Below are 24,090 nucleotides of genomic sequence, written 5' to 3'. Positions count from 1 at the left end.
TTGCTTTACGTGCCTTACGGCGCGATTTGAAACAAACGTGTCAGAGCTTTGCGGAGGTTGAGGCGACCTTGGGTCGAGACGCGGTAGTTGCCGCGGTCGACGGACTCGAGCAAGGCTTGACGTACTTGCAGGGCCGTCGCGTTCGGTCGTGCGCCACGCAGGACGGCGGCCGCACCCGCTACGAAAGGCGCCGCCATACTGGTGCCGTTCATCGAATAAAACTGATCGTCGGGAACGGTGCTGTAGATGCTTTCGCCCGGCGCCGCGAGATGAACGAAGCGGAAGCTCGTATTCGAAAAACCGGCCAAATAACCCGAGGGCTTCAGCGCCGCGACCGTGATTTGCGAGGGCGTCTCGAAGGCCGCCGGATAATCGGGATAAGAATCCAAATCCAGTCCCGAGTTTCCCGCCGCAACGACGATCACGATATCTTGATCGCTTAATTTCTTGAGCGACTCTTGCAGGCTTTTCGAACAACTCGGTCCACCCCAGCTGGCATTGATGACCTTCACGCCACGGGCGGCGGCGTAATCTAATGCCTTCAGCGCGCCGTAAAGATCGCCATCACCATTTTCACTCAGGAAAGAAGCGGGAACGATTTTCGACTCGGGAGCGACCCCCTGAATGGGGCCTTGCGCGTGATCCGCCGCCACGATGCCCGCGACGTGCGTGCCGTGCGCGTCCACGACGCTTCGTTGTCCCATGGGGACTTCATCCAGAAAATCCCATCCGAGGACATCGTCGACCAGTCCATTGCCGTCGTCATCGACGCCGGTGCGGCCGTTTTTTTCCGAGGTATTGATCGCGATTTGCGCGGACAGCTGTGCGTGATGAACGTCGACGGCGGTATCGACGATACCGACCAGAACTCCGGCCCCTTTGTAACCCGCCGCCCAGACGTTGGCGGCCTCGATGTTCTCTTGTCCCCAATTGACCATGCTCGAAGCCTGAGTTTGCAGCTCACCCGAGGCGCGCATGACCGCCGGATGCAGTTTGATTCGTTTGTTGAACTCGACGTGACGGATTTGCGGTAGGCGCGATTCGACGAAGTTCTTTTTGAATTCCTCGGCGTTCGCGGCGGACTCCAGACTGCGGCGTCCGTCCTCCCACTGCACGATGAATTGATCGGCGATCATATCGCCCGAGCAGGATTGCGCGCGGTTGACGGATTCGGGGAATACCGTATTCGAAGACTTTTGACCGCAAGCGGAAAGTGAGAGCGCCAACGCCACCGCGTACAATGAGTGTCGAACTTCCATGTGACCTTCCGGGCATCCTGCCGCGTCCCCCGAAGCGCTCGTCATGAACGGCCGGGAATACTTGATGGACGCGGGTTTGCGAGTGCCCGGTTAGCTTTTCGGTCAGGGTAGGGAATCGTCTCAGTCTAGGATTGCGCTGGCGTGAAAGACTGGACCAGCGGCTAGGCGCCAATCAACAGGCTAGGTGAATTTTTGCGCGAGCTCCGCGGCCGCGCGACGGCCGGAATCCCAGGCGCCATGAACGGTGCCGTAGTCGGCGGCGTTGGTCGCCTCGCCCGCGAAATACAGACGATCGTTCAGGGGTGCGGCGAGTTTTTCATAGTCGGTGACGGAAGTTGTCTTCGCGAAAAAAGAATACGCGCCACGCGCGAAGGGATCGTAGCTCCAGTCCGTGCGGATCATCTGGACGGGGTCGGGGACGCGTTTTCCGAACTGCTGACGAAGTTGTTTCGTGGCGTGTTTGCGCAGTCGTTCGTCGGTCGCGTTTTGCCATTCCATGGCCTGGCGTCCGCCCGCGATTCCGATCAAAGTCTTCGAGCCGGTGAAGGGGCTTAAAGGGAAGAACTGGGTGATGCGGTCGGCGGCGCCCATGCGTTCCATCCAGCGCGCATCGGGTGGCCAAAAGGCTTCGGGAAACCGCAAAATGATTTTCGCGAAATGGCCATAGCCGATGTTGTTGATGGCGGCTTGTTTCCAATCGGGAAGGTTGAATTCAAAAATCTCCGGGCGCGCTTTGAGGACTCCGAGGGGAAGGGTCAAAATGACGGCAGAGAAGTTTTCGGTGCGCGGTTGGCCATTCTCACTGATGGAAAGCCGAACGTCGTCGCGCTCCAGACCGATGGCTTCCACACGGACGTTCAGATGAACGGAGAGTTGGCGGGCCTCGCCTTCGAAAAAAGCGGCGTAGCCCGGGCCGGGAATGAAGTCGAATCCGTCCGCTCCTCCGGGGGCGTTGGGTTCACGAGCGGCGAGCTCATTGAGTTCGGCGCCTTCGGTTTCGACGACGTTCGAGCGTAAAAAGTGTTCCGTCCACGGATCGGGTAGGGGTCCCAGGCGGTGGATCGCTTCCGCGAGGGATTCTTCGGCCTTTGCGTTTTCACGGATTCTTTCGAGATACCTGACGAATTTCGCGTGGCGCTTGCGTGATTCGTTGCGGGTGACGGGAAGGCCGCGTGCGTTCCAAAGCTGCGTATCGGAATTGCTTCCGGAAAGCCGCAAAGGAAAGTTCCGCTCTTTCATCAGGCTGTAGATGCTGTTGTCGGTGTGTCCGTGCACCCAACCGGCGCCGAGTTCGTAGGGTGTACCGTCATCGGCGGCGAGGGTGTGGACGCGGCCGCCAATGCGATTTCGGGCTTCGAAAATGGAGAGGTTCATAAATCCGCGACGACGAAGCTCTTGCGCGGCCGCGAGTCCCGCGGCACCGGCACCGACGATGGCGATGGATTCAGAGCGAGGTTTCCCGGCGGGACCGCGAACGGCGCGGGTCGCGCAGCCGGGAAGAAGAAGCGAGCCGGCGGCGCCCAAACCATACCCAAGGAGGGCGCGCCGGGAGACCACCTGCTTAGCCTTTTACTTTCAAGTGATCGTAAGCCGTCGTGATCGTCGCGAGGAGCGAGGTCGGGTCGCTGACGTTGGCGGGAACGATCACGGCGCGTGCGTCCGAGGCGACGGCCGAGAATTGCTTAATGTACTCTTCGACCATGCGCAGACGTGCCGCTTGGTCGCCGCCGGGCTGGGTGAGGGCCAGCGAGATTTCGCGCAAACCGTCGGCCGTGGCTTTCGCGACCGAGAAGATCGCCGAAGCTTCACCCTCTGCGGTGTTGATCTGACGGATTTTTTCGGCTTCCGAAGTTTTGATGGTTTCTTGTTTGAAACCCTCGGCACGATTGATCTTCGAATCGCGATCCGCTTCGGATTCCAAAATTTTCGCGCGTTTTTCACGCTCGGCGCGCATTTGTTTTTCCATGGCTTCCAGGACGTCGCGCGGGGGAGTGATCGACTTGATCTCGTAACGCAGGATCTTCACGCCCCACGGCTCGGTCGCGTTTTCGACGGCCATGACGACGGCGCGGTTGATATGTTCACGCTCTTCGAAGCTGCGATCCAGATCCAATTTACCGATTTCGGAACGCAAGGTCGTTTGCGCCAGTTGCACCAGACCCTGCGCGTAGTTGTTGATCCCGTAGGTGGCTTTGAACGGATCCACGATACGGAAGAACACGACCCCGTCGATCGCGACGGAGACGTTATCCTTCGTGATGCAGATCTGTTCGGGGATATCGAGAACGAACTCCTTCAGGGAGTGTTTGTAACGAATTTGGTCGACGAACGGCACGATGAAGTGCGGTCCGGGCTCCATGGTGCGCGAGTAACGACCCAGTCGTTCGACCACGAACGCGCTCTGCTGGGGAACGATGCGGATCGCGCTCACCGCGAAGATCACCGCCACGATCAAAAATACCAGTGCGAAAGAAATCTCCATAGGGGTGCTCCTTTTAGTGCGCGCGGCGCACGAAAATCTTGATGCCTTCGGTGCGCTCGATACGCACGCGTGTACCTTGTTTCAGCTCTTCATTTTCCAAATTCACGGCGGTCCAATGCGTGCCTTGATACGCGACCATCGCCTCGGCGCCGGGGGCGAGGCTTTCCGAAAGAATGAGTTGCGTGTCGACGTCGGCTGACAGCGAGCGCTTCTTCTCTTCTTCCGAGACGGTTTTGATGAAGCGTTTGCGGAAAATCATCAACAGGGCCAGCGAGCTGACCCCGAAGATCAAAATCTGCAAGGCGAGCGGAATGATCGTGACGATGACCGTGACGGCCGTGATGAGCGCGCCGACTCCGAAAAACAAAATCACGAAAGCGCCCGACAGCAGTTCGGCACCGATAAGCGCCAGTCCTAGAATCAACCAGATCCAAAATTGTTCCATAGTGATCGTTAGATCAACACGAACCGCCGGTCCACGCAAGCCGAAGCGACCTGCGACGTGATCGCTCTTGGTGAAGAGATCGTTCAATCGAAACGAACTTAAAGCGTGGCCAGGATCAAGGGCTTCGCGGAGGGAGCCGCTTCACCGATGTGAATCGCGGCGGTCACGTCATTCTCGATGGCGCGGAGTTTTTCGGCGTCGCGACCGTAAACGGTCACGAGGGCCTCGCCCGCTTCAATACGGTCGCCCACTTTGGCGTGGAATTCCATACCCGAAACGGGATCGATCGTATCGGTGACTTTCAAGCGTCCCGCGCCGAGCGCGACGTTCAGGTACCCGATCTTTTCCGTTTCGAAGGCGTGAATATATCCCGCGCGCGGCGCTTTGACCACGTGGCGATGTTCCGCATGGGGAAGCTCGGCGAGGCGCCCGCCTTGGGCGGACAACATGAGCTCGAATGCTTTCAGCGCTTCGCCGGATTTCAGGATACGATCACATTCCGCGCGGCAGGCTTCGATTTTCATCTCGGGGCGACCCAACTGCAGCATCTGCGCGGCGAGCTCGAGGCTCAATGCGCGGGTGTCGGCGTACAGGTCTTGGCCGCGCGCGCCGGGTCGGGTCGCGCCTTTGAGAATCTCGTGGCATTCGAAAATTTCCAAGGCATTGCCGGCGAAAGCGCCGAGAGGTTGGTTCATATCGGTCAAAAGCACGACGACTTTTTTGCCGTACTGGGTGCCGATCGCCTTGAGGGCCTTGCCAAGTTCCCGCGCCTTTTCTTGATCTTTGAAGAAGGCGCCATTGCCGTACTTCACATCGAGAACCAAGCCGTCGATTCCTTCGGCGAGTTTCTTCGACATGATGCTCGCGCAGACGAGCGGCAGACTTTCCACCGTTCCGGTGACGTCGCGAAGGGCGTACATCTTCCGATCGGCGGGACAAATCGCGGTCGTCTGACCGATCATACCCATGCGATTTTCACGAACCAGCCGATCAAACTCCGGCAATGTGGTTTGGGTATTGAAGCCGGGGACCGATTCCAGTTTATCGAGGGTGCCGCCGGTATGTCCCAGGCCGCGGCCGGACATCATCGGCACGGCCAGCCCGGCCGCCGCGACGATGGGGGCCAAGATCAAACTCGTCTTGTCGCCGATACCGCCGGTCGAATGTTTGTCGACCTTGAACAGATCATGACCCGGCCAAGTCAGAACTTCGCCCGAGGCCATCATCGCCTTCACCATCGCGAGAGTTTCGGTATTCGTCATTCCGCGAAAGTAGACCGCCATCAGGAAGGCCGACATTTGATAGTCCGTCACGGTGCCATCGGTGTACGCCTTGATCCATTCCTGAATCTCGGCGTCGCCGAGCTCTTGACCGTCGCGTTTGCGGCGAATGAATTTTGCGGGAAGAAGGGGTTCCATCAGTAACCCGGACCCGCGGCTTGGCCTTGAATCAGCGCGACGCCCGAGCTTGTGCCCAAGCGGGTCGCGCCCGCGTCGATCAGTGCGATGGCGGCGGCGGTGGTTTTGATGCCGCCACTGGCCTTCACTCCGAAATCGGCTCCAACCACTTCCCGCATGAGGGCGATATCCGAAATCGTGGCGCCCCCGCCGGCGAAACCGGTGCAGGTTTTCACGAAATGCGCGCCCGCATTGCGGGTCAAAGTACACGCGATCCGTTTTTCCTCGTCCGTCAAAAAGACGGTTTCCAAAATCACTTTCAGTGTGTGGTCTTTGCAAACGGCGGCGATCGCGGCGATGTCTTTTTCGGCGCGGTTGAAGTTCTTTTCTTTCATCGCGCCGATGTCGATGACCATGTCGATTTCGCGCGCGCCATTTTTCAACGCGAGCTCGGCCTCGAAGGCTTTCGCGCGGGTATCCATGGCGCCTAATGGAAAGCCGATGACCGAAACGATCTGCACGCTCGAACCTTTGAGCTCTTGGACGACGAAGGGAACGTGCATCGAGTTCACGCAAACGCCGAAGAAGCCATGTTCGCGCGCTTCGGTGCACATCTTGCGGAGGTCATTTTCGCTGGCGTCCGGCTTCAGCAGGGTGTGATCGATAAACCGGGCCAATTCTTTCGCGTTCGTGATGGTCAAGGCTTGCCTCCCCCGGCGCTGTATGCTGGGATTTGAATCATATGTCAGCACGTCACACGCGCCTCAACAAAATTCCGTACAAGCTGGTCCTCGTCATGGCTTTGTTGCTGGCCCACCTGAACACCGCGAACGCGCAAGGCAGCAGCGAGCTGCAGGGCGTGCGTCGGAGTGTGGCGACGGTCATTTTCTGCGGACTGGGCGGGGCGGTGCTGGGACTTTCAACACTCAGCTTTTACGGTCGTCCCCAAGACCATACGGGAAACATTTACGCGGGTTTGGGCGCGGGGCTGATCGCGGGCGTGGGCTACGTCATGATGGAGCCTTCGGATATGGCCATGGCTTTGCCCCCCCGGCCGGAGCTTTCGCTCTTCGCCGAAGCGCCCAAAAGCAAAGGACCGCCGGCGGCGGTCCCTTTGGCAGCTTATACCTGGTCGTTCTAGCTCGCTTTGGGCACGTCGTCGGTCTTACCGATGAACGTCAGCGCGTCTTCGCGCGAGATCTTTCCTTTGCGGACCAACTCATCCACGGATTTTTCGAAAAGCACCATGCCCTGCGAAGCACCGGTTTGAATGGCCGAAGGGATTTGGTGAATCTTGTTTTCGCGAATCAAGTTCGAGATCGCGCGATTGCAGCGCATGACTTCGTGGGCCGCGACCCGTCCCTGACCGTCTGCGCGGCGGAAGAGCGTTTGCGCGACGACGCCACGGAGCGACTCGGCCAACATGGTGCGAACCTGTTGCTGTTGTCCTTCAGGGAAGACGTCGATGATACGGTCGATGGTTTTGGCGGCCGAGTTGGTGTGCAGAGTTGCGAAGACCAAGTGACCGGTTTCCGCCGCCGTCAAGGCGAGCGAAATCGTCTCGAGGTCACGCATCTCTCCGACGAGCATGACATCGGGATCTTCACGCAAAGCCGAGCGAAGCGCGTTCGCGAAAGACTTCGTATGCGTCCCGACCTCACGTTGGTTCACCAATGATTTGACGTTCTGGTGCACGAATTCGATGGGATCTTCCACCGTGATGATATGTAGATCTTGGCTCGCGTTGATGTGGTGAATCAGCGCGGCGAGCGTCGTCGACTTACCGGAACCGGTGGGGCCCGTGACGAGCACGAGTCCCTTGTCGCAATCGATCAGATCCATGATGCCTTTGGACAGACCGAGCTCTTCCGCCGTTTTGATTTTTTCGGGAATGATCCGGAATACGGCGCCAAGTCCACGGCGTTGCATGAACATATTCACCCGGAAACGCCCGATGCCTGGGATCTGATACGCGAAATCGAGTTCCCATTTTTCAATGAACTGTTTCTTTTGCTTTTCACTCAGGATTTCGAATAGAAGACCCTGTACGTCTTGGTTGGAAAGATCCCGAAAGTTGCTCAACGGAACCATGCTTCCGTGAAGTCGCAGAAACGGGGGCGCGCCACTGGTCACATGAAGGTCGGACGCATCCTGTTCACGCATGATTTTAAGCAGCTCATCGACACTTGCCATAGATCACTTCCTTCAAGACACTCATCGGTCGAAATCACAGAAGGCTTAAGCTATGTCCGCAGAAATCCTCATCAATTGCCGTCCTAACGAAACCCGCGTGGCCTACGTAGAGGGCGGGACGCTGACCGACTTCAAAATTGAGCGCAAAACCTCCCCGACCTTGGTCGGGACGATCCACCGTGGAAAGGTCATTCGGGTCCTGCCGGGCATGCAGGCGGCCTTTGTGGATATCGGTCTGGAAAAGGCCGCTTTCCTTTACGTCGGCGATATTCGCGGTGACCTGGACGAAGGTTTTGGCGACGGCGAGGGCGGTCACGAGCGCGGCCAAAGTCTGCATGACGACGAAGATCACCATCTGCCCGAGCCTCCGAAAACTCCCATTCAGGAGCTTTTGAAAGAGGGACAACACATCCTCGTGCAGGTCGCGAAAGATCCGATCGGCACGAAGGGCGCGCGTCTGACCACGCACATCTCGTTGCCCGGTCGTTACGTCGTCTATTTGCCCACGGTTCGCCACTTGGGGATCTCGCGCCGGATCGAAAGTGAAGCCGAACGCGAACGTCTGCGTTCCATCGTGCAAAAGATCAACCCGTCCGGCGGCGTGATCGTGCGTACGGCGGGCGAAGCCGCTCCCGACGAATCCTTGCGTAACGACGTCGAATATCTCGATCGCTTGGCGAAAGAGATTTTGAAGAGCTACGAAAAGAAAAAGGGCATCGGTCCCGTCCATCAAGAGTTGGACGTCGAGCTGCGCGCGCTCCGCGATCTGATGAACGAAGATGTGTCGGTCGTTTGGGTTGACGACGCCGAAGTTCACAAAAAAGTCGTCAAATTCGTGTCCCAGCTGATGCCGAAATACAAACAGAACATCGTGCACTACGAAGAGCGTAAACCGCTGTTCGATATGTACGACGTCGACCTCGAGATTTCGCGTTCGATGGATCGCAAGATCTGGCTGAAGTCCGGCGGTTACATCGTCGTCGATGAAGCCGAAGCCCTCGTCGTGATCGACGTGAACACGGGCCGTTTCGTCGGTAAAAAAGATCTTGAGGACACGATCCTGAAGACGAACCTCGAAGCCGTACGCGAGATCGCGCATCAGCTGCGCATCCGTAACTGCGGCGGAATCATCATCATCGACTTCATCGACATGGAAAAAGACTCCCATCGCGAAAAGATCCTGACCGCGCTGGAAGAAGAGCTCCACAGCGACCGCGCGCGTACGAACATCATTTCGATGTCGCCGTTGGGTCTGGTCGAGATGACCCGTAAGCGCATCCGCCCGAGTCTGATCAAAACGTTATGCGAACCCTGCTCTTATTGCGAAGGGAAGGGCTACCTGAAACGCAAGTCGACGGTCGCGAACGAGATTTTCCGCGAACTCGAACGCGATTTGCCGAAGATCGAGCAGCAGAAGAAAGCGAACATCATGGTCCACTGCCACAGCTCGATCGTCGACTGGATCTACGAAGTCGAAGGGGAGACCTTGAATTTCATCGAAGCCAAAGTCGGCCGCTCGGTGACCTTCAAGATCGAGCCGAACTACCACGTCGAGCAGTACGAGATCTTCATCATCTAAGTGTCTCAGGTCGGGACGGGCGACGGGTTCGCGAACATTTCAGTTGCGTGCCCGTGTCCGATTTCGTCGATAATGAGACATGCGCGTCATCCTCGTTCATGCGGTGGGGAAGACGCGCAGGGGAAGTTCAACTCGGAAAAAGGCTGCATGAAAGCCAAGTACATCAAAACCGAGGCGCAGTTCCTGAAGTTGAAGGAGCGGATGACGAAGCTGCAAAACGCGATGAACGCGCGCGGTTTTCCGGGCTGGTCACAGAATGAACTCGATCGCGGTTTTTACCACGTCGCCGATAAGTACGCCCCCGAGAGTACGGGTGGGGGCGCGGCGGTCCGCCATGGCGCGGGCACGCGTTAGCGATTTGCCTCGTCGACTTGGCCGTTCAACGTCCAATAGTCGTAGAGGTATCCCACCAAAAACAAACCACCGGTCAAAAGCCAAATCAGGCCGGTGATCCATTTCCCGAGATAAAACCGGTGGACGCCGAACATCCCCAAGAAGGTCAGGAAGATCCACGCGAGCGTATAGTCTTTGGGCCCCGTGCGGTAACGGCGGTCTGCTTCGCGCCCCATGGACGGAATCAGGAACAGATCGATGATCCAGCCGACGAGCAGCAGCCCGAACGTGAAGAAGTAAATCGTCCCGCTGATCGGTTTTCCAAAGTAGAACCGGTGGGCTCCGGTGAAGCCGAAGATCCAAAGGATGTAGCCGACGAAGGTGCTGTGCGTGCTCATGAATGCCTCCGCGCGGAAACCTAGCCTTCGCCGCGGAACTGCGCAACTCACTAAAATTTTCGGGGAGGCGGCGACGATATTGACTCCACCGTTGGGGCATAGTTCCTCGGGGACATGATGAAATACGCAGTTTTGTTGGTGATGTCGTTGATGGTGTTGGCCGCGCACGCGGTCACGGAAGTTGTTCGTGGCGGTGAAGTGCGCATCGAGCGCGTGACCCTGCGCCTAAAAATGGACGTTTCGAAATGTGAAGCCGGGCCCAGTGTTACGGGTCTGCCGTTCGTGGGCTGCAGTTATGCGTTGGGTTTCACGATTCCGCAAAGCGGGCGCATCCTGAAAGCACAGTTCGATCAGGATCCCTATTTCGAAGTTGAGCCTTCGGTCCGCTCGACCTATATCGCATTCCTGTTTCGCGACTCGTGGGCGGAAGAGAGTGGCGATGCGGATGGTGAAGAGTTTCGCAAAGAGATCGCTGAATATTACGAAAAGCACGATATGCATTTCGTGATCGAGTACGAAGGCCCGCTCCCTTCCGAGATCAAAGGTTTTGGTGAGCCCCTCGATTACAATAAATTCTACTAATGCTAATACGCCGACTTCGTCAGGTCGAGGCCCGCGCGGGTCACGAGGATGTAGCCCATCCCGGCGGCCTTCGCGCCTTGGATGCCGAGTTCGGCGTCTTCGAAGACCAAGCAGTCGGCGGCTTGAACGCCCAAGGCTTTCGCGGCCATCAAAAAGCAGTCGGGCGCCGGCTTTCCGTGTTCGTAGTCCTCGGCGCCGATGACGACCGGTAAGATCTCTTTCATCTTTAACTGCTCGAGCGTGCGCAGAACGGCCCGACGTCCCCCGCCGGAAACGACGGCCATCGGGACCATCCCATGAAAAGCCGCGACGATTTCCGCCACGTCCGCGATGGCTTCGATTTGGTCGATGAGCGTTAAGAAGGCCTCTTCCTTTTCGTGCGCGACGCGGTCGCCGTCGATCTGCGTGCCGCGCAGTTTGTTCAACTGATCGACGATCTTTTGCGTGGGCTGGCCCGCGAACTTTTGGTTCTCTTCGGCCGTGATGTAGCCACCCTGTTTTTTCAGGGCGATATTCCAGGCCTGCAGATGGGCGTCCATCGAGTCCGCGATCGTGCCGTCGCAGTCGAAAAGTAAGGCCTTGTAGCGGTCCAGTTTAAGGGTCCGGCGCAGCTCCTCGTGGCGGTGATCGCTGGCCATGACTATTGCACTCCGTCGCTTTCTTTCGTGGCGGGTTTCTTCGCTTCGACCGGCTTCACGCCGGAATTCGGCGAGTAGACGATTTTGTCCATGGCGAAGTGCAGCTCTTCCATCTCCCGACTCGAGGTGCGACCCTCACGAACCGACTCTTCGAAATAGGCCGCGCATTCCGCCTTCGCCTTTTGCATTTTTTGGCTGAGTTCGCGCGCACGGGGGGCGGGGGCATCCAAAGCCTCGACGGCCAGGTTGTACATTCGATCCAAAATTCCGATGTAGAAGGATTTCTTCACCGATTTGTCGAAGACGTCCGGGTCGACGCTGTCCATGACGATATGCTTTTGGTCGCGAAAGCCCACGGCGGGCTTGCCCATCCATACGTTCTTGTAAAGCGGTTCGGACTTCGGCATCCGCAAAGACCATTTCTTGCCGTCGACGCCGTAGTCGCCCGACAGCCAGCTCATGATCTTGCCGTTCTCGACGATGGTTCCCTCGCGGACGATCAGGGGCTGGTAGGCCTTGTCGTCCAGCGGACGCTCGCCGCGAACCCCGGGGAACGCCAGGCGGATTTCGGGAATGGTGACGCCATCGATGCCTTTCACCTCGGTGCGGAAGGCGGGGTCGAGCTTCGTGGTGTCGACGAAACGATGACCGCGGCCATCGAACAGAACGTAGCGGGGAGGGCTTTGCACCAGGTACTGCGGTCCCGAGGGGGTTTCGATCCGGCGGAAGTTCATATCCTCGGGAACGAGCAGTCCTTGAAGGCCTTCCATACACCGGAAGATCGAGGTTTCGTTCGCCGCAAAAACGGGCGTCGAGCTGAAGAGGAGAAGCGCCAACAGGGCGCGCAAGATCGTCATCGATTCACTCCTTGAAACGAGGGAGCGGCGTCGCTCCAAGATTCAGTTTAGCGGGATTGGGCCTCCACGGGAGAAGTGACGCGCCTCATAAATCTGCGATTTCTGAAGTTCTTTCATGCCCCTGCGGCGGGGGTCCCTGATTTCGGCGGATTCCCGCCAGGGGAGCCTCGCACCGCCGACCCGGGTCCTCTCTCCACCGTCACGACAAGGCATTGACAAGGCGCCAACCAACAGGCAAGAACCCATGACTTTAAGACGCAATTCATTGTAAAAGTCTTGTCTTCGTAGAAGTGAGGTCCTGAAAATGTACGCCATTATTCGCACCGGCGGTAAGCAATATCGTGTTGAACCGGGTGATGTGATTCGTGTTGAAAAGCTCGATAATGCTCTGGGTTCTGAGTTTAACCTGACTGAAGTGCTTATGATCGGTGGGGACAATCCCAGCGTGGGCGCGCCTCTCGTCAAAGACGCGAGCGTGACTCTGGTTGTGACGAAACAAACCAAAGATCGCAAAGTCATCGTCTTCAAAAAGAAACGCCGTCAAGGCTATCGCCGCTTCAAGACTCACCGTCAGCCTTTCACAGAGCTGTTCGTGAAGTCGATCGCTTTCGGTGGCAACACCGCGAAGGCGGAAGGTTCGGCGAACGTCGTTGACGTCGATAAGTCTCGCCTGGAGCGCATCCAGTCGAAAGTCGACGCTCGCATTGCTCGTGCCGAAGCACGCATCAAAGGCGACGACACGGCAACAGAAGCCGCTCCCAAGAAAACCGCTGCGAAGAAAAAAGTAGCGAAAAAAGCTGCACCCGCGAAAAAGAAAGTCGCGAAGAAAGCTTCGGGCGCGAAAAAGAAAACCGCTAAGAAAAAAGTTAGCAAGAAATAATCGGGGTGAAGCATGGCAAGTAAGAAGGCCGGCGGTAGTACAAAGAACGGACGCGACTCACAAAGTAAACGCCTTGGCGTGAAACGCTTCGGTGGTCAGTTGGTGCAGCCGGGCACCATTATCGTCCGTCAACGCGGAACTAAATTCCACATGGGCACGAACGTGAAAATGGGCCGTGACCACACCATCTACTCGATCATCGAGGGCCTGGTGAAATTCGAGCGCGATTCGAAAACACGTTTCCGGATCAGCGTCTATCCGAAGGCTGAAGCCAAAACCGCATAGGTTTCGGCAAAGAACCTAACGGCATAGGAGAAAAAGGGAGCCCTCGTGGCTCCTTTTTATTTACGCATGAAGTTTATCGACGAGATCAAGATTCGAATCGCTTCTGGGCATGGGGGGCCTGGTAAAGTCAGTTTCCGGCGTGAGGCCATGACACCGCGGGGTGGACCCGATGGTGGTGATGGCGGTAAGGGCGGCGATCTGATTTTCCGTGCATTCCCTAACTCCAACTCTCTCGTCGATTTTCGACCGATGAAAAGATACGCCGCTCCGAATGGAAATCCCGGCGAGTCCTCGAATTGCGCGGGCGCGGACGGGGAAGACCTCGTTCTGCTCGTCCCTCCGGGGACGGTGGTGCGCGGTGAAGACGGCCAAGTTTTGGCGGATTTGACCGACGTTCAAGAGGTTGTCCTTTTGAAGGGCGGTCGCGGCGGCAAAGGGAACTGGTTCTTTAAAAACAGTGTGAACCAGGCTCCCGAAAAGGCCCAACCGGGCGAAGACGAACAAGAAATGACCGTGACTTTAGAGCTCAAGCTGATCGCCGACGTCGGTATCATCGGGCTTCCGAACGCGGGAAAGTCGACGCTGATTTCGCGCATCTCGGCCGCACGGCCCAAGATTGCGGACTATCCTTTCACCACGTTGACGCCGAACCTCGGTGTCGTCAAAGCGGGTGAGTTCACCTCGTTCGTCGTTGCGGATATCCCGGGTTTGATCCGGGGTGCGCACCAGGGCGTGGGTTTGGGCATTCAATTTTTGAAACACATCGAGCGCACGCGGGTGTTCGTGCATATGATCGACACCTCTTCGGGTGAAGTTGATATCGCGCTGCAAGCTTATCGCGATATCAACGAAGAACTGGTGCAGTACGATCGCATGAACAAAGAGCGTGATGGATTCTTCCCGTTGACGACGCGGACTCAGTTGGTCGTTCTGAACAAGATCGACACTTTGACGGAAGCGAAACTCACGGCGATGAAGGCCGCGTTCAAAAAAGAAACGGGCGAAGAGCCCCTCGCGATCTCGGCGGTCGCGGGTAAAAACGTGGATCAACTGCTGTACCGTTTGCGTGAGCACGTTTTTCCCTCGGAAAAGGGGACGTAAATGAAGATCGGTATTCTGGGTGGAAGTTTTAACCCGCCTCACTTTGGTCATTTGAATGTGGCGCGCACGGTAAAGGAAAAGGCGGGTTTGAATGAACTGCGCGTGATCCCCAGTGCGAAAAATCCGCTGAAGAAAAAAATCGACGGCCCTTCGGCGGAAGAGCGTTTGGATCTGACCCGCATCGCGTTTTCGGATCTGGGCGCCGGTTACGTCGTCGACGACCGTGAAGTGAAGCGCGGCAAGACCAGCTACACGATCCAAACTTTGGAAGAGCTCAAAGCGGAACATCCCAACGACGAGCTGTCGTTGGTGATCGGGATGGATCTTCTGAACGAACTGGAAGAGTGGAAAGACTGGAAGAAGATCCTCGACATCGCGAACCTGGTCGTTTGCTCGCGTCCCGGCTTTGAACTGCCGCGGACCCAAGAGGACCTTCCGGAGTTCCTGCAACCCTTGATCACCGACCAGGATTTCAACTTCTTCACTTTGAAATCGGGTAAGGAACTTCAGTTTCTGCAGCTGAAGGACGTCGAAGTTTCGGCGACGGATCTGCGTAAGTGGCTGCGTAGCGGCCGCTCGGTCGAAAAATATTTGCCGCTTGGTGTGGAACTGAAGATTAAAAATTCGGGTCTCTACGCTCCGCTCAAAGAGAAAATCGGCGACTACGAGGAGTTCGCGAAATTTGTCGCGAATGTGCTGTTTGAGCGCAAAGCCATCGGCGTACGCGGATTCGACCTGCGTCCGATGACGGCGCCGTCCGAATTCGCGGTGATCTGCTCGGCGACATCGACCCGTCACGCGACGGCGCTGGCCGAAGCCGTGGCCGATGCGGTGAAAACCGAATTCAACGTCTATCCGCAGTCACTTGAGGGCGCCGATGAAGGTCGTTGGGTGCTGGTCGATTACGGCTCGCTGATCGTTCACGTTTTCTACGATTACATCCGTCAGGAATACAGCCTCGAGAACCTGTGGGCGCAGGGTAAAGACCTGAAGCTCCAAGATCCCACGCTGAAATAGATGAAGTTCGTCCTCTTGACCCTGAAATCCGCGAAACCCGCTTGGGTGAAGGAAGGTCTCGAGGACTATCTGCGCAAAATCGATCCCCTCCAGAAGATCGAGATGTTGGAAGTCACGGGCTCAACCGGGGCTTCTCGCGAAAACTCCGAAGTGAAAAAGAAAGAAGACTCCAAGTCGCTGCTCGCGGCGCTGAAGGACGACGATTACGTCGTGCTGTTCGATGAGCGGGGGCAAAGCCTGGATTCGGAAGGCTTCGCGAAGAAGATCAATCAATTCCAAATGAGCGGAAAGAAACGAATCGTCTTCATCATCGGCGGAGCCTACGGCGTGAACGATGATGTGAAATCCCGTGCGCAAACGACGATCAGCTTTTCGAAACTCGTGATGAACCACTGGGTGGCCCAGATCGTCGCGCTCGAGCAAATTTATCGCGGCTTCGCGATCCTGAAGGGCCTGCCTTACCATAATGTTTGAGCGGTACGGTCTTCGCAGTTCTTCGGCACATGGAAGCCTTACGTGAGTTGAAACACCTTCTGACAATTCCCTTCGGTCCGTCGCCCGGAAACTGCGACGGTTGCGGCCTTTTTTTGTGGTCGGGACGTTCTTTGTGCCGTCACTGTCTGCGCGAACTGGATCGCGTATTTAGCGAGGCTTTGGTTTTTCCACATCCACTTGATCCGCGAACCCGTTGCCGGTCGCTCTGGGACTGGGTGCCGCAAGAGAGTGATGCCCTTTCGTCCGCGATTCTGGGTTTGAAGGGAAGGGGGCGGGAAAAGACCTGGGCCGAGCTGGCGCAACTTTTCATAAACCAGCACGCCGTGGAGGTCTTTCAAAAGTCCGAGATCCGATTGTTCGCCCTGCCGAACTCGAACCCGTACCGCACCCACGCGGCAGACTTTGCCAAGGGTTTCGCCGAGATCCTGGGGGTCGAAGGGGAAGAGCTGGCACAGGCGGCCACTTGGGGCCTGCCGCAGAAGCGGAAGACGCGCCGACAGCGGCTCTCGGACGTCCGCCGCGTCTCCATGGCGCCGGAAGCGAGAGGCGGACTCCGGGCGAGGGGGACTCCCGAAGACCCCGCCAGGACCGTCCTATGGGTTCTGGTCGATGATATTGTAACGACCGGAGCGACCAGCTTGATGGCGTTGCGCAGCCTCCAGGAGAAGAGCGAGGGTGCTGGAAATTCCTACGAAATTTGGAGTCTGGCCCGCCGAAGCCGCCTTGCGCCATAGGGGCTTCTCTGGTACATCCTTGCCCATGAAACTGACAACCGCGCTTCTGTCGATGGCCTTTCTGTTTTCGGCCGTACAAGCCTCTGCCGAGGTTTCGAAAAAGCAGTTGGGCGATCTGCGATCGACGATCATCCGCTACCAAAAGGCGGCGTATGTGGAAATTGATCTTGAGAAGACCGTCGTTTCCGAAATCCTGGGGCGCGAAAAGACCAACAAAGGCAAAGCCTTCCTTGCGTCGAAACGTTTTCGCCTGGAGCTCAACGAGCCCGACAAGTCGCTGATCGTTTACGACGGCGGCACGTTGTGGAACGCGCAGTATCCTCCCGAAGGCAGCGGCGGCAAAGTGCAGGTCGCGAAAGCGAAGCTGGATAAGAAAAATCAGAATCAGATCCTGCTGGGGGACCTGTTGGTGGAACAGGGCCTGATGGCGAAGTTCGACATGCTGGATGCGAAACAGGACGGCACGACCTTGGAAATCACGGCGAAGCCGAAGAGCACGCAGATCCAAGTCAGCGATCTGAAGTTCCGCATCAATACCAAAGACAAAGTCTTCAACGAAGTCGAGTACTCGGACGAACTCGGCAACAAAACTACGATGAAGTTCTCGGGAACCGTTTTTCAGAAGAAGAAAAACGCCAAGATCTTTCAATACACCCCTGAGAAGGGCGCGCAGGTCACCGAATTATGAGCGAAAAAGTCCACTTTATCTCACTGGGTTGCCCCAAAAATCTCGTCGATAGCGAAATCATGGCCGGCACCCTGATGAAAGATGGTTTTCAAGTCGTCGGCGATGCCGAAGGTGCGGATACCGTCGTCATCAATACCTGCGGCTTCATCGAAGATTCGAAAAAAGAATCGATCTCGCGCATTCTCGATATGGCGAAGCTGAAAGAAGGCGGCCAAGTCGGACGTATCGTCGTCGCCGGTTGCCTCACGCAACGTTACAAGAACGATCTTGTCGAAGGTCTTCCCGAAGCGGACTTGTTCGTCGGTTCGGGTGAGTTCCAGAATATTTCGAAGATTCTGAAAAGCCACAAAGGTGGCAACACGCAGAAGACGTTCTTCAATCTGCCGACCTACCTGCAGGAAGAGAGCACGCCCCGCGTGAACTCGCAGCCCCGTCACCGCGCCTACCTGAAGATTTCGGAAGGCTGCTTGAAGCGTTGCGCTTTCTGCGCGATTCCGCTGATCCGCGGAAATCTGCAGTCGCGGAATATGCAAAACGTCGTGAACGAAGCGAAGCTCCTGGCGGCGGGCGGCGTGAAAGAGCTGATCATCATCAGCCATGATTTCACGGACTACGGTTGGGATCTCCGTCGTAAAAACAAAGAAGCCATCGAAACTCCGGTCGAGCTTTTGCGTGAGCTGTGCAAGGTCGAAGGCATCGAGTGGATCCGCATGCTGTATCTCTATCCGGACGGCGTGACGCCGGAGCTGATCCAATTGATGAAAGAGCAACCGAAGCTCGTTCGTTACTTCGATATGCCCTTGCAACACATCAACGACCAGGTATTGAAGTCGATGAACCGCAAGATGACCCGCGCGGAAATCGAAGATGTGCTGAAGATGATCCGCACGGAGCTTCCGGACGCGGTTATCCGCACGCAGTTCATCGTCGGTTTCCCCGGCGAGACGCAAGAGCAGTTCGAAGAGATCCTGGAGTTCCTCGTCGATCAACAATTCGATCGCGTGGGTTGCTTCCAGTACTCTCCGGAAGAGAGCACTCCCGGCGGTAAAATGCCGAACCAGCTCGACGAAGAGACCAAACAGGAGCGTTACGAAGCCGTCATGGAAGTGCAGCAGAACATTTCGCGTGAACGTCATCGCGATATGATCGGCCGTGTCCTGGACGTCATCGTCGAGGGCTACTCGGAAGAGACCGAGCTTCTTCTGCAGGGTCGGACTTCGCAGCAGGCGCCGGAAATCGATGGCGTCGTTTTGATCAACGACGGCCAAGCGGAAATCGGAACCATCGTGAAAGTCGAAATCACCGACAGCATGGAATACGACCTGATCGGTCGCGTGGTGATGGAAAACTGATGGAGGCGGGACTCGCGATCATCACTTTCGGCGCGTTGGGGCATGCCTACCAGGTGGCCCAGCAGGTTTTTACGACCCACGCGCACCTGAAGTTGATCGAGATCCTTCCCGGTGGCGATTCGGCCACCGTGATCCTCATGGGCGAGATCCATTCACTCCGTGAGTTTGGCCAGGGCCTGCGTGTGAACGAAGGCGTGACGCCGGTCTACGTCGAAAAGCATGTGGATGCTTTACTGAAGGCCTTCTACGCCTTGGAATCCAAGCCGGTCGGCGCGCACTTGATTCTTTTCGAATCGGAAACGATCGGCGAGCTGTTCATGATGGCCGAGGCGGCCGTCGGAATGGGATTTGAGGTTCTGGATTTTCGCGCGGCCCGTGGTGGTCAAAAACGGGGGCTGCTCAGCCTCACCACGGAAGACGGCGAGGCCATTCGGAGTTTGCCCAAGTTTGATGGACCGGGCCGCAATTTGACCGTGATCCGTGATCGGGCTCCGGGATTCGCGCGCTTCTTCCCGACCGTCGGTTAAAGAAAACTACCGGTCTTCTGACCAAGATCGTCGCACGTGTTGATCAACGCGGTGAGCTTTTCCAACCACTGCTCTTGCTTCATCGTTTTGAGCTGGCCAGCACCCCGGCGCAGTTGGCGTTCGGCAGCTTTATCCAGAGTGCAGAGCTTTTCAAAAGCGCTCATGGTTTCCGCGAATTTCTGAATTTCCAATGCCGAGAAGGCAAGGCCAGCCCAAGCACGGCTGGATTTTTCATCCGCGGCCGTCGCGCGCTTCCAGTAGCTGTAGCTTTCGACCGAATTTTTGATTTCGTCCAAATAAAGGGCGTACGAAGCCTGCGCCAGCTCGGATTTCGGGAACAAGTCCGCGGCGCGTTTGTAGTACTGGTGCGCTTTCTCGGAGCTACCGGTTTCCTTCGCGGCGTTCGCGATATTGATGAGATTGAGCGGTTCCTTGGGCGCTTTTAAAACGGCGCGCTCGCAGAAGCGGAAGGACATTTCATAGTGTCCCTCTTTGGTCGCAAGATCGCAGAGTTTCGTGATGTATTGGGGCTTTTCCCCGACGTTATCCACAAGATCCTGATACAACAGGCGCAGCTCGTAGCGATTTTTCCGCTTTTCATAGATATCGGCCATGACCATGTACGCCGGTTCGTACTTCGGGTGGATTTCGATCACGTCTTTCAGGGTGGCCTTCGCCTCTTTTTCTTTGTTCAAAGCGATATAGGTTTTGCCGATTTCGGTCGAGATTTCGCGATCGCCGCGGAACTTGGCGGCGGCCGCATTCAGGGTTTTGAGCGCCATCGTATGGTTTTCGGTTCCCGAGTACGCGGCGGCCAGGAGCAAAAAGCCCTCCCGGGGGGCGACGTCCAGTTTAGGTGAAATAATCTCGATGACCTTGGCGTGTTCTTTCGCTTTGGCGGCGGCACGGGCTGGCTTCAGGTCCAGGCCCTGCGCGTCTGCCCTGCCAAAGTCTAAAATTAAGACGGTCATGATCAGTAGAAAGACCAGCCGCTCTCGTTTCAAGACGCCCATGTGCTAAAATTATAGGGGAATGAGATCGAGATGGCTAGGCCCCCGGACCTTTGCGCGACGAACTTTGTCTTCGTCGTCCGGCCAAGGGTTCGTGGAATACATTTTATTGCTCGTCATTATCTTGTCGGTCGCACTTGCCGTCTCGGCGGCGCTCTTTAAACCCTTCGATAAATGGGCGCGGAACTACATCGGTGAGTACATTTTCTGCCTTCTGGATGAGGGGGAACTTCCGAGTTTAGGCGGCGAAAGCACCGTCTCAGAATGCAACGCCAACTTCGACAATTACACCTTCGGCGAAGGACGGCCGCCGCGCTCGGGCGGTTCGGACTCCGATAGCGACAGTGGAGGTTCCTCGGATCAAGGGAGTCGCGACCGGCTTCGTCGATCGCGGAACACGGGCGGCGACAACGCCGACGGAGCGGCCGGACGGATGGGACGGAACCGTCGCTCGGCGATGAACTTGGGGGCCGGATTTGATAACGGGGCCGGCTCCGGTCGCGGGTCACCGGTCGACGTGACCGGACAGTATGCAAGCAGTCGGTCGAACAATCGAACGAGTTTCGGTCGGTCTTATCGTTACGAGGTGACCCCTCGGGGCGCGGCCTACATCGGGATCACGGGTTACTTGGCGCAGGAACAAGAGAAGATCAAACGCCGGGAAGAGAAAGTACGATCGGTCGGTCGCGCCAGCGAAACCGCTTCGGGTTTCGCCCGCGGCAAAGGCCGGAACGTCACGAGCGAGCTGAAGCCTCCTCCGGACAAGGCCCCCGAGATTGGCGAAGTCGATTGGTCCTTCGGGGAGATGTTCCGGATGCTCCTGATCATCGTCATTATCATCGCCCTGGTCCTCTTTGTGGGAAGCCAAGTCATGCAGATTTCGAAATCCATGGAAAAAGGCGAATGATGCGGTCCTGCTGATGCGGACCGCCAGTGGAATTTTTTTCCGCGCGGGGTTTGAATTCAGGCACGTCCCCGGATTTTGTTGAAACTCTCTGCCCCGTCGACTCAAAACCAAGTTGTTCGACAGGTTTTCTGAGGGGGGGACTGTTGATGGAGAAGCTTTTTGAGCTGAAGGGGCCCAGAATCATGAGTCGGGTGGAAGCCCAACGACTGATTCCGGTGATCATCAAACTGACTGAACGGACCAAAAAAGAAGTCCAGATTCTCGTGCAGAAACTGGAACTCGTCCGGCAGGTCGACGAAGAACAAGCCAACCAAATCGAAAATCAAATCGACGACGTCATGAACGTCTGGCGCGACCAGGTCACACGTTTGGGCGGCAAGCCCAAGGGCGTCTGGATCGTCGATTTCGACAACGGCCATGGCTATTTCTGCTGGAAATATCCCGAGCCCGAGATTCGTTGTGAGCACGGTTATAACGACGGCTATCCGTCCCGCCGCGAGCTCCCGCCGATGATGGAAGAACCGCGTCCTTGAACGGGATGCGGAGTCGGGCATAGAATGCCCGCATGCGCATCGGCGTTTCACAAATCAATCCAGTTCTAGGCGATTTCGAGTTCAACGCGGATAAGATCCTCAAAGAGGTCCACCGTGCGCGCGAGCGGCGCTGTGATCTGGTGGTCTTTCCGGAATCCGCGATTTTCGGTTACCACCCATTCGATCTGTTAGAGCGGCCCGAGCTGGTCGCGCGACAAGAGAAAGCCTTCGCGAAACTTCACCGCTCGCTGCCGAAAGATATCGGCGTGGTGCTGGGGCTGATCGTACGCAACCCCGCGAAAAAGGGGCGACCCTTCTTCAACGCCGCTGCGGTGATCGAAAAGGGGCGCAAGCCGATCATCTTCCACAAACAGCTTTTGCCGACGGGCGATGTCTTTGACGAAGCCCGCTTCATCGAGACCGGGGATCTCTCCAAGAACGTCTTCCGGTTCCGCGGCAAAAAATTCTTCCTGACGATTTGCGAGGACATTTGGGCTTGGCCGGACGGTAAAGGCCGCAGCGATTATCGTGAAAATCCACTCGCGAAAGTGAAAGAGAAGAAGGTCGATTTCATCATCAACCTCAGCGCGTCGCCTTTTTATCCGGGCAAGGACAAGGTTCGTCGTCAACTCGTGCGGCAAACCGCGAAACATCTCAATGCGCCCATGCTTTATTGCAATCTGGTCGGTGCGCAGGACGAAATCGTTTTCGATGGTGGCAGCTTCATTCTGGATCCGAAGGGAAAGTCGCTTCTGCGTTGCCAAAGCTTCCAAGAAGATTTCGGTTTCTACGACCTCGAGTCGAAAGAGGGAAGCATCCGCTACGATGGACCCACCGGGATCGAGCAGATTCGCCAAGCGATGGTTCTGGGACTGAGGGATTTCTGCCGGAAGTCCGGGTTCTCGAAAGTTCATCTGGGTTTGAGCGGCGGGATCGATTCGGCGGTGGTCGCCGCGGTGGCGGTCGACGCCTTGGGACCGGCGAATGTTCGTTGTTTCTACCTGCCGACGGAATTCAGTGCGGCTGAGTCCGGCGAGGCTTCGCGCCAACTCGCTAAGAATTTGGGAATCGAGCTGCAGGAAATTTCGATTCAAGGCATGTTCGAGAAGGTGCGCGGCGAACTCGACCGCGCATTGGGGATCGACAAGTTCGGTTTGCCGCACGAGAACCTGCAATCCCGACTGCGGGGCATGGCCCTGATGTTCTATTCGAACTCCTCTTCGTCGATGCTGCTGGGGACGAGCAATAAAAGTGAACTGGCGACGGGATATTCCACGCTTTACGGGGACCTCTGCGCGGGCTTTTTACCCTTAGGGGATTTGACGAAAGGTCAGGTCTTCGCGCTGGCGGAACATTACAATCGCGAATACGAGCTGATCCCGCGTTTCATCATTGATCGTCCGCCTTCCGCGGAGCTACGGCCGAATCAAAAAGATCAGGATTCGCTGCCGCCTTATGAGCAATTGGACAATTCGGTTGAGCATTTGGTTCAGAACTCCGGAAAAATCCGTAACGACACCGATGCTTGGCTTTTAAAGGCGCTTTTCCGTTCGGAGTTCAAGCGCTGGCAGGCGCCACCGATTCTGAAGTTATCGAAACATGCCTTTGGGCGTGGCCGTCGATTCCCGGTCGCCCATCGTTCACCACTGGCCTGAAATGAAAAAGGTCCCTCGCGGGACCTTTTCTTTTACAGCAGACCCAGAAGGTCGAGTTGCTTGGGTTTGCGTTCCACCAAGGGGAAGTACGCGGCGGGTTTGCCGGTCAGGGCGATCAGGTTCGTCAGCTGCGCCGGTTGGCCGTTCACGCTGATACGGCGGAACATTTCCATGAAAAGGCGTCCGCAGGCGGTCGCATCATCTTCCGCACGGTGAAAGGTTCCGGCAGGAATTTTCAAGTGTTGGACCAAGGTTCCCAGGCGATAGTTCGGAAGCCCCGGGAAGACCTTACGGGCCATCGGCAGGGTATCGAGGATCACGCCACGCGGAGTGGGGAATTCGTGCTTCTTGAAGTCCGCAATCAGGAATTGGGCATCGAAGTTCGCGTTGTGGGCGACCAGCGGGGTGTCCTCGCAGAAGGCGCACAGCGACTCCAAGAGGGTTTCAACTTTGGGTTGCCCACGAACCATTTCGTCTTTGATGCCGTTGACGGCCGAGGCGCCCGGAGGGATCGGAATTCCGGGATCGACCAGCGTCGAAAAGAGGGCCACGGGTTCGCCGTTTTGAAAGCGAACCGCTCCGATTTCCACAATCTGGTCCACGCCAGCGACAGTTCCTGTCGTTTCCAAGTCAAATGCGATAAAGTCCATAGATCTTGGATGTCATACGGACCCCGGAGTTTCAAACGGAAAGATGAAAAACAAGAAGGCCGCCGCGCTTTTCTATTTCGAGGATCAAGCCCT

Annotated in this window: 28 protein-coding genes; 16 read left to right on the top strand and 12 right to left on the bottom strand. The window is 56.8% G+C overall.

Annotated features, from left to right (window positions below):
- Positions 1 to 14: 14 nt before the first annotated feature.
- The 6 genes from KF767_04560 to deoC all read right to left on the bottom strand — a co-directional run bounded on the left by KF767_04560 (position 15) and on the right by deoC (position 6,278).
- Positions 15 to 1,259: a S8 family serine peptidase gene (locus tag KF767_04560; protein ID MBX3017137.1), complete on the bottom strand. Its 1,245-nt coding sequence runs from the start codon at positions 1,257 to 1,259 to the stop codon at positions 15 to 17.
- A gap of 180 nt (positions 1,260 to 1,439) precedes the next feature.
- Positions 1,440 to 2,816 (bottom strand): FAD-dependent oxidoreductase, encoded by a 1,377-nt coding sequence (locus tag KF767_04555; GenBank protein MBX3017136.1) that lies wholly within the window; start codon positions 2,814 to 2,816, stop codon positions 1,440 to 1,442.
- Between the two features lie 4 nt (positions 2,817 to 2,820).
- A complete protein-coding gene (locus tag KF767_04550; protein ID MBX3017135.1) occupies positions 2,821 to 3,741 on the bottom strand; it encodes an SPFH/Band 7/PHB domain protein in 921 nt (306 codons plus the stop codon).
- Between the two features lie 13 nt (positions 3,742 to 3,754).
- Positions 3,755 to 4,186: an NfeD family protein gene (locus KF767_04545; GenBank protein ID MBX3017134.1), complete on the bottom strand. Its 432-nt coding sequence runs from the start codon at positions 4,184 to 4,186 to the stop codon at positions 3,755 to 3,757.
- Between the two features lie 98 nt (positions 4,187 to 4,284).
- Complete coding sequence (locus tag KF767_04540; protein MBX3017133.1) at positions 4,285 to 5,604, bottom strand: thymidine phosphorylase; 1,320 nt, start codon at positions 5,602 to 5,604, stop codon at positions 4,285 to 4,287.
- Positions 5,604 to 6,278: a deoxyribose-phosphate aldolase gene (deoC, locus tag KF767_04535; protein MBX3017132.1), complete on the bottom strand. Its 675-nt coding sequence runs from the start codon at positions 6,276 to 6,278 to the stop codon at positions 5,604 to 5,606. The genes KF767_04540 and deoC overlap by 1 nt, the downstream gene beginning before the upstream one ends.
- A gap of 47 nt (positions 6,279 to 6,325) precedes the next feature.
- Here deoC and KF767_04530 point away from each other — a divergent pair, with 47 nt between their 5' ends.
- Positions 6,326 to 6,724 (top strand): hypothetical protein, encoded by a 399-nt coding sequence (locus KF767_04530; protein MBX3017131.1) that lies wholly within the window; start codon positions 6,326 to 6,328, stop codon positions 6,722 to 6,724.
- Here the strand turns inward: KF767_04530 and KF767_04525 are convergent.
- Positions 6,721 to 7,776: a type IV pilus twitching motility protein PilT gene (locus KF767_04525; protein MBX3017130.1), complete on the bottom strand. Its 1,056-nt coding sequence runs from the start codon at positions 7,774 to 7,776 to the stop codon at positions 6,721 to 6,723. The genes KF767_04530 and KF767_04525 overlap by 4 nt on opposite strands.
- 52 nt (positions 7,777 to 7,828) lie before the next feature.
- On the opposite strand from KF767_04525, the gene KF767_04520 reads away from it, so the two are divergent.
- Together KF767_04520 and KF767_04515 are read left to right on the top strand one after the other, a co-directional pair.
- Positions 7,829 to 9,355 carry an Rne/Rng family ribonuclease gene (locus tag KF767_04520; protein MBX3017129.1) on the top strand — a complete coding sequence of 509 codons (1,527 nt, stop codon included), beginning with the start codon at positions 7,829 to 7,831 and terminating at the stop codon, positions 9,353 to 9,355.
- Positions 9,356 to 9,502: 147 nt separating this feature from the next.
- Entirely contained in the window at positions 9,503 to 9,709 is a 207-nt protein-coding gene (locus KF767_04515) for a hypothetical protein (GenBank protein MBX3017128.1), read from the top strand.
- Here KF767_04515 and KF767_04510 read toward each other — a convergent pair.
- Positions 9,706 to 10,086: a TM2 domain-containing protein gene (locus tag KF767_04510; protein MBX3017127.1), complete on the bottom strand. Its 381-nt coding sequence runs from the start codon at positions 10,084 to 10,086 to the stop codon at positions 9,706 to 9,708. The genes KF767_04515 and KF767_04510 overlap by 4 nt on opposite strands.
- 114 nt (positions 10,087 to 10,200) lie before the next feature.
- Between KF767_04510 and KF767_04505 the strand changes: the two genes are divergently transcribed.
- Entirely contained in the window at positions 10,201 to 10,668 is a 468-nt protein-coding gene (locus KF767_04505; protein MBX3017126.1) for a hypothetical protein, read from the top strand.
- 2 nt (positions 10,669 to 10,670) lie between these two features.
- Here the strand turns inward: KF767_04505 and KF767_04500 are convergent, their stop codons facing one another.
- Positions 10,671 to 11,306, bottom strand: coding sequence for an HAD family phosphatase (locus tag KF767_04500; GenBank protein ID MBX3017125.1), 636 nt, complete (start codon positions 11,304 to 11,306; stop codon positions 10,671 to 10,673).
- Between the two features lie 2 nt (positions 11,307 to 11,308).
- The gene (locus KF767_04495; protein ID MBX3017124.1) at positions 11,309 to 12,163 is read right to left on the bottom strand and encodes a hypothetical protein; all 855 of its coding nucleotides are present in this window, start codon (positions 12,161 to 12,163) and stop codon (positions 11,309 to 11,311) included.
- 304 nt (positions 12,164 to 12,467) lie between these two features.
- Between KF767_04495 and rplU the strand changes: the two genes are divergently transcribed.
- From rplU to KF767_04450, 9 genes are all read left to right on the top strand, one after another.
- A complete protein-coding gene (gene rplU / locus KF767_04490) occupies positions 12,468 to 13,043 on the top strand; it encodes a 50S ribosomal protein L21 (GenBank protein MBX3017123.1) in 576 nt (191 codons plus the stop codon).
- 12 nt (positions 13,044 to 13,055) lie between these two features.
- Positions 13,056 to 13,328, top strand: coding sequence for a 50S ribosomal protein L27 (gene rpmA / locus KF767_04485; GenBank protein ID MBX3017122.1), 273 nt, complete (start codon positions 13,056 to 13,058; stop codon positions 13,326 to 13,328).
- Positions 13,329 to 13,394: 66 nt separating this feature from the next.
- Positions 13,395 to 14,429, top strand: coding sequence for a GTPase ObgE (gene obgE / locus KF767_04480; GenBank protein ID MBX3017121.1), 1,035 nt, complete (start codon positions 13,395 to 13,397; stop codon positions 14,427 to 14,429).
- Positions 14,430 to 15,446 carry a nicotinate (nicotinamide) nucleotide adenylyltransferase gene (gene nadD / locus KF767_04475; protein MBX3017120.1) on the top strand — a complete coding sequence of 339 codons (1,017 nt, stop codon included), beginning with the start codon at positions 14,430 to 14,432 and terminating at the stop codon, positions 15,444 to 15,446. It abuts the gene before it with no gap.
- Positions 15,447 to 15,920, top strand: coding sequence for a 23S rRNA (pseudouridine(1915)-N(3))-methyltransferase RlmH (locus tag KF767_04470; protein MBX3017119.1), 474 nt, complete (start codon positions 15,447 to 15,449; stop codon positions 15,918 to 15,920).
- A 236-nt stretch (positions 15,921 to 16,156) separates the two neighbouring features.
- Complete coding sequence (locus KF767_04465; GenBank protein MBX3017118.1) at positions 16,157 to 16,675, top strand: phosphoribosyltransferase; 519 nt, start codon at positions 16,157 to 16,159, stop codon at positions 16,673 to 16,675.
- Positions 16,676 to 16,700: 25 nt separating this feature from the next.
- A complete protein-coding gene (locus tag KF767_04460; GenBank protein MBX3017117.1) occupies positions 16,701 to 17,363 on the top strand; it encodes an outer-membrane lipoprotein carrier protein LolA in 663 nt (220 codons plus the stop codon).
- Positions 17,360 to 18,715: a 30S ribosomal protein S12 methylthiotransferase RimO gene (gene rimO / locus KF767_04455; protein ID MBX3017116.1), complete on the top strand. Its 1,356-nt coding sequence runs from the start codon at positions 17,360 to 17,362 to the stop codon at positions 18,713 to 18,715. The genes KF767_04460 and rimO overlap by 4 nt, the downstream gene beginning before the upstream one ends.
- Positions 18,715 to 19,242 carry a hypothetical protein gene (locus KF767_04450; protein ID MBX3017115.1) on the top strand — a complete coding sequence of 176 codons (528 nt, stop codon included), beginning with the start codon at positions 18,715 to 18,717 and terminating at the stop codon, positions 19,240 to 19,242. Before rimO ends, KF767_04450 begins: the two co-directional genes overlap by 1 nt.
- Here the strand turns inward: KF767_04450 and KF767_04445 are convergent.
- Positions 19,239 to 20,255, bottom strand: a complete 1,017-nt coding sequence (locus tag KF767_04445; protein ID MBX3017114.1) for a hypothetical protein — start codon at positions 20,253 to 20,255, stop codon at positions 19,239 to 19,241. The genes KF767_04450 and KF767_04445 overlap by 4 nt on opposite strands.
- 91 nt (positions 20,256 to 20,346) lie before the next feature.
- On the opposite strand from KF767_04445, the gene KF767_04440 reads away from it, so the two are divergent.
- From KF767_04440 to KF767_04430, 3 genes are all read left to right on the top strand, one after another.
- Positions 20,347 to 21,159: a hypothetical protein gene (locus KF767_04440; GenBank protein ID MBX3017113.1), complete on the top strand. Its 813-nt coding sequence runs from the start codon at positions 20,347 to 20,349 to the stop codon at positions 21,157 to 21,159.
- Positions 21,160 to 21,305: 146 nt separating this feature from the next.
- The gene (locus KF767_04435; GenBank protein ID MBX3017112.1) at positions 21,306 to 21,692 is read left to right on the top strand and encodes a DUF2203 family protein; all 387 of its coding nucleotides are present in this window, start codon (positions 21,306 to 21,308) and stop codon (positions 21,690 to 21,692) included.
- 32 nt (positions 21,693 to 21,724) lie between these two features.
- Positions 21,725 to 23,347, top strand: coding sequence for an NAD+ synthase (locus KF767_04430; protein MBX3017111.1), 1,623 nt, complete (start codon positions 21,725 to 21,727; stop codon positions 23,345 to 23,347).
- Positions 23,348 to 23,379: 32 nt separating this feature from the next.
- On the opposite strand, the gene KF767_04425 is transcribed toward KF767_04430, so the two are convergent.
- Positions 23,380 to 23,997: a 3'-5' exonuclease gene (locus KF767_04425; protein ID MBX3017110.1), complete on the bottom strand. Its 618-nt coding sequence runs from the start codon at positions 23,995 to 23,997 to the stop codon at positions 23,380 to 23,382.
- Between the last annotated feature and the right edge of the window lie 93 nt (positions 23,998 to 24,090).

It is taken from the genome of Pseudobdellovibrionaceae bacterium (assembly GCA_019637875.1).
In the GTDB taxonomy this organism is placed as follows: domain Bacteria; phylum Bdellovibrionota; class Bdellovibrionia; order Bdellovibrionales; family Bdellovibrionaceae; genus JAHBUW01.
The sequence above is the reverse complement of the archived record's forward strand: the minus strand, read 5'-3'. Positions and strand labels throughout refer to the sequence as shown.

Excerpts from the sequence above, each read along its gene's own strand:
- KF767_04520 (MBX3017129.1), top strand. The coding sequence starts at position 7,829 with ATGTCCGCAGAAATCCTCATCAATTGCCGTCCTAACGAAACCCGCGTG.
- KF767_04430 (MBX3017111.1), top strand. The coding sequence starts at position 21,725 with ATGCGCATCGGCGTTTCACAAATCAATCCAGTTCTAGGCGATTTCGAG.
- KF767_04510 (MBX3017127.1), bottom strand. The coding sequence starts at position 10,086 with ATGAGCACGCACAGCACCTTCGTCGGCTACATCCTTTGGATCTTCGGC.
- KF767_04505 (MBX3017126.1), top strand. The coding sequence starts at position 10,201 with ATGATGAAATACGCAGTTTTGTTGGTGATGTCGTTGATGGTGTTGGCC.
- rimO (MBX3017116.1), top strand. The coding sequence starts at position 17,360 with ATGAGCGAAAAAGTCCACTTTATCTCACTGGGTTGCCCCAAAAATCTC.
- KF767_04500 (MBX3017125.1), bottom strand. The coding sequence starts at position 11,306 with ATGGCCAGCGATCACCGCCACGAGGAGCTGCGCCGGACCCTTAAACTG.
- KF767_04530 (MBX3017131.1), top strand. The coding sequence starts at position 6,326 with ATGTCAGCACGTCACACGCGCCTCAACAAAATTCCGTACAAGCTGGTC.
- KF767_04425 (MBX3017110.1), bottom strand. The coding sequence starts at position 23,997 with ATGGACTTTATCGCATTTGACTTGGAAACGACAGGAACTGTCGCTGGC.
- KF767_04460 (MBX3017117.1), top strand. The coding sequence starts at position 16,701 with ATGAAACTGACAACCGCGCTTCTGTCGATGGCCTTTCTGTTTTCGGCC.
- KF767_04525 (MBX3017130.1), bottom strand. The coding sequence starts at position 7,776 with ATGGCAAGTGTCGATGAGCTGCTTAAAATCATGCGTGAACAGGATGCG.
- KF767_04470 (MBX3017119.1), top strand. The coding sequence starts at position 15,447 with ATGAAGTTCGTCCTCTTGACCCTGAAATCCGCGAAACCCGCTTGGGTG.
- KF767_04560 (MBX3017137.1), bottom strand. The coding sequence starts at position 1,259 with ATGGAAGTTCGACACTCATTGTACGCGGTGGCGTTGGCGCTCTCACTT.
- KF767_04540 (MBX3017133.1), bottom strand. The coding sequence starts at position 5,604 with ATGGAACCCCTTCTTCCCGCAAAATTCATTCGCCGCAAACGCGACGGT.
- KF767_04495 (MBX3017124.1), bottom strand. The coding sequence starts at position 12,163 with ATGACGATCTTGCGCGCCCTGTTGGCGCTTCTCCTCTTCAGCTCGACG.
- KF767_04445 (MBX3017114.1), bottom strand. The coding sequence starts at position 20,255 with ATGGGCGTCTTGAAACGAGAGCGGCTGGTCTTTCTACTGATCATGACC.
- obgE (MBX3017121.1), top strand. The coding sequence starts at position 13,395 with ATGAAGTTTATCGACGAGATCAAGATTCGAATCGCTTCTGGGCATGGG.
- KF767_04545 (MBX3017134.1), bottom strand. The coding sequence starts at position 4,186 with ATGGAACAATTTTGGATCTGGTTGATTCTAGGACTGGCGCTTATCGGT.
- nadD (MBX3017120.1), top strand. The coding sequence starts at position 14,430 with ATGAAGATCGGTATTCTGGGTGGAAGTTTTAACCCGCCTCACTTTGGT.
- KF767_04515 (MBX3017128.1), top strand. The coding sequence starts at position 9,503 with ATGAAAGCCAAGTACATCAAAACCGAGGCGCAGTTCCTGAAGTTGAAG.
- KF767_04450 (MBX3017115.1), top strand. The coding sequence starts at position 18,715 with ATGGAGGCGGGACTCGCGATCATCACTTTCGGCGCGTTGGGGCATGCC.
- rplU (MBX3017123.1), top strand. The coding sequence starts at position 12,468 with ATGTACGCCATTATTCGCACCGGCGGTAAGCAATATCGTGTTGAACCG.
- KF767_04550 (MBX3017135.1), bottom strand. The coding sequence starts at position 3,741 with ATGGAGATTTCTTTCGCACTGGTATTTTTGATCGTGGCGGTGATCTTC.
- rpmA (MBX3017122.1), top strand. The coding sequence starts at position 13,056 with ATGGCAAGTAAGAAGGCCGGCGGTAGTACAAAGAACGGACGCGACTCA.
- KF767_04435 (MBX3017112.1), top strand. The coding sequence starts at position 21,306 with ATGGAGAAGCTTTTTGAGCTGAAGGGGCCCAGAATCATGAGTCGGGTG.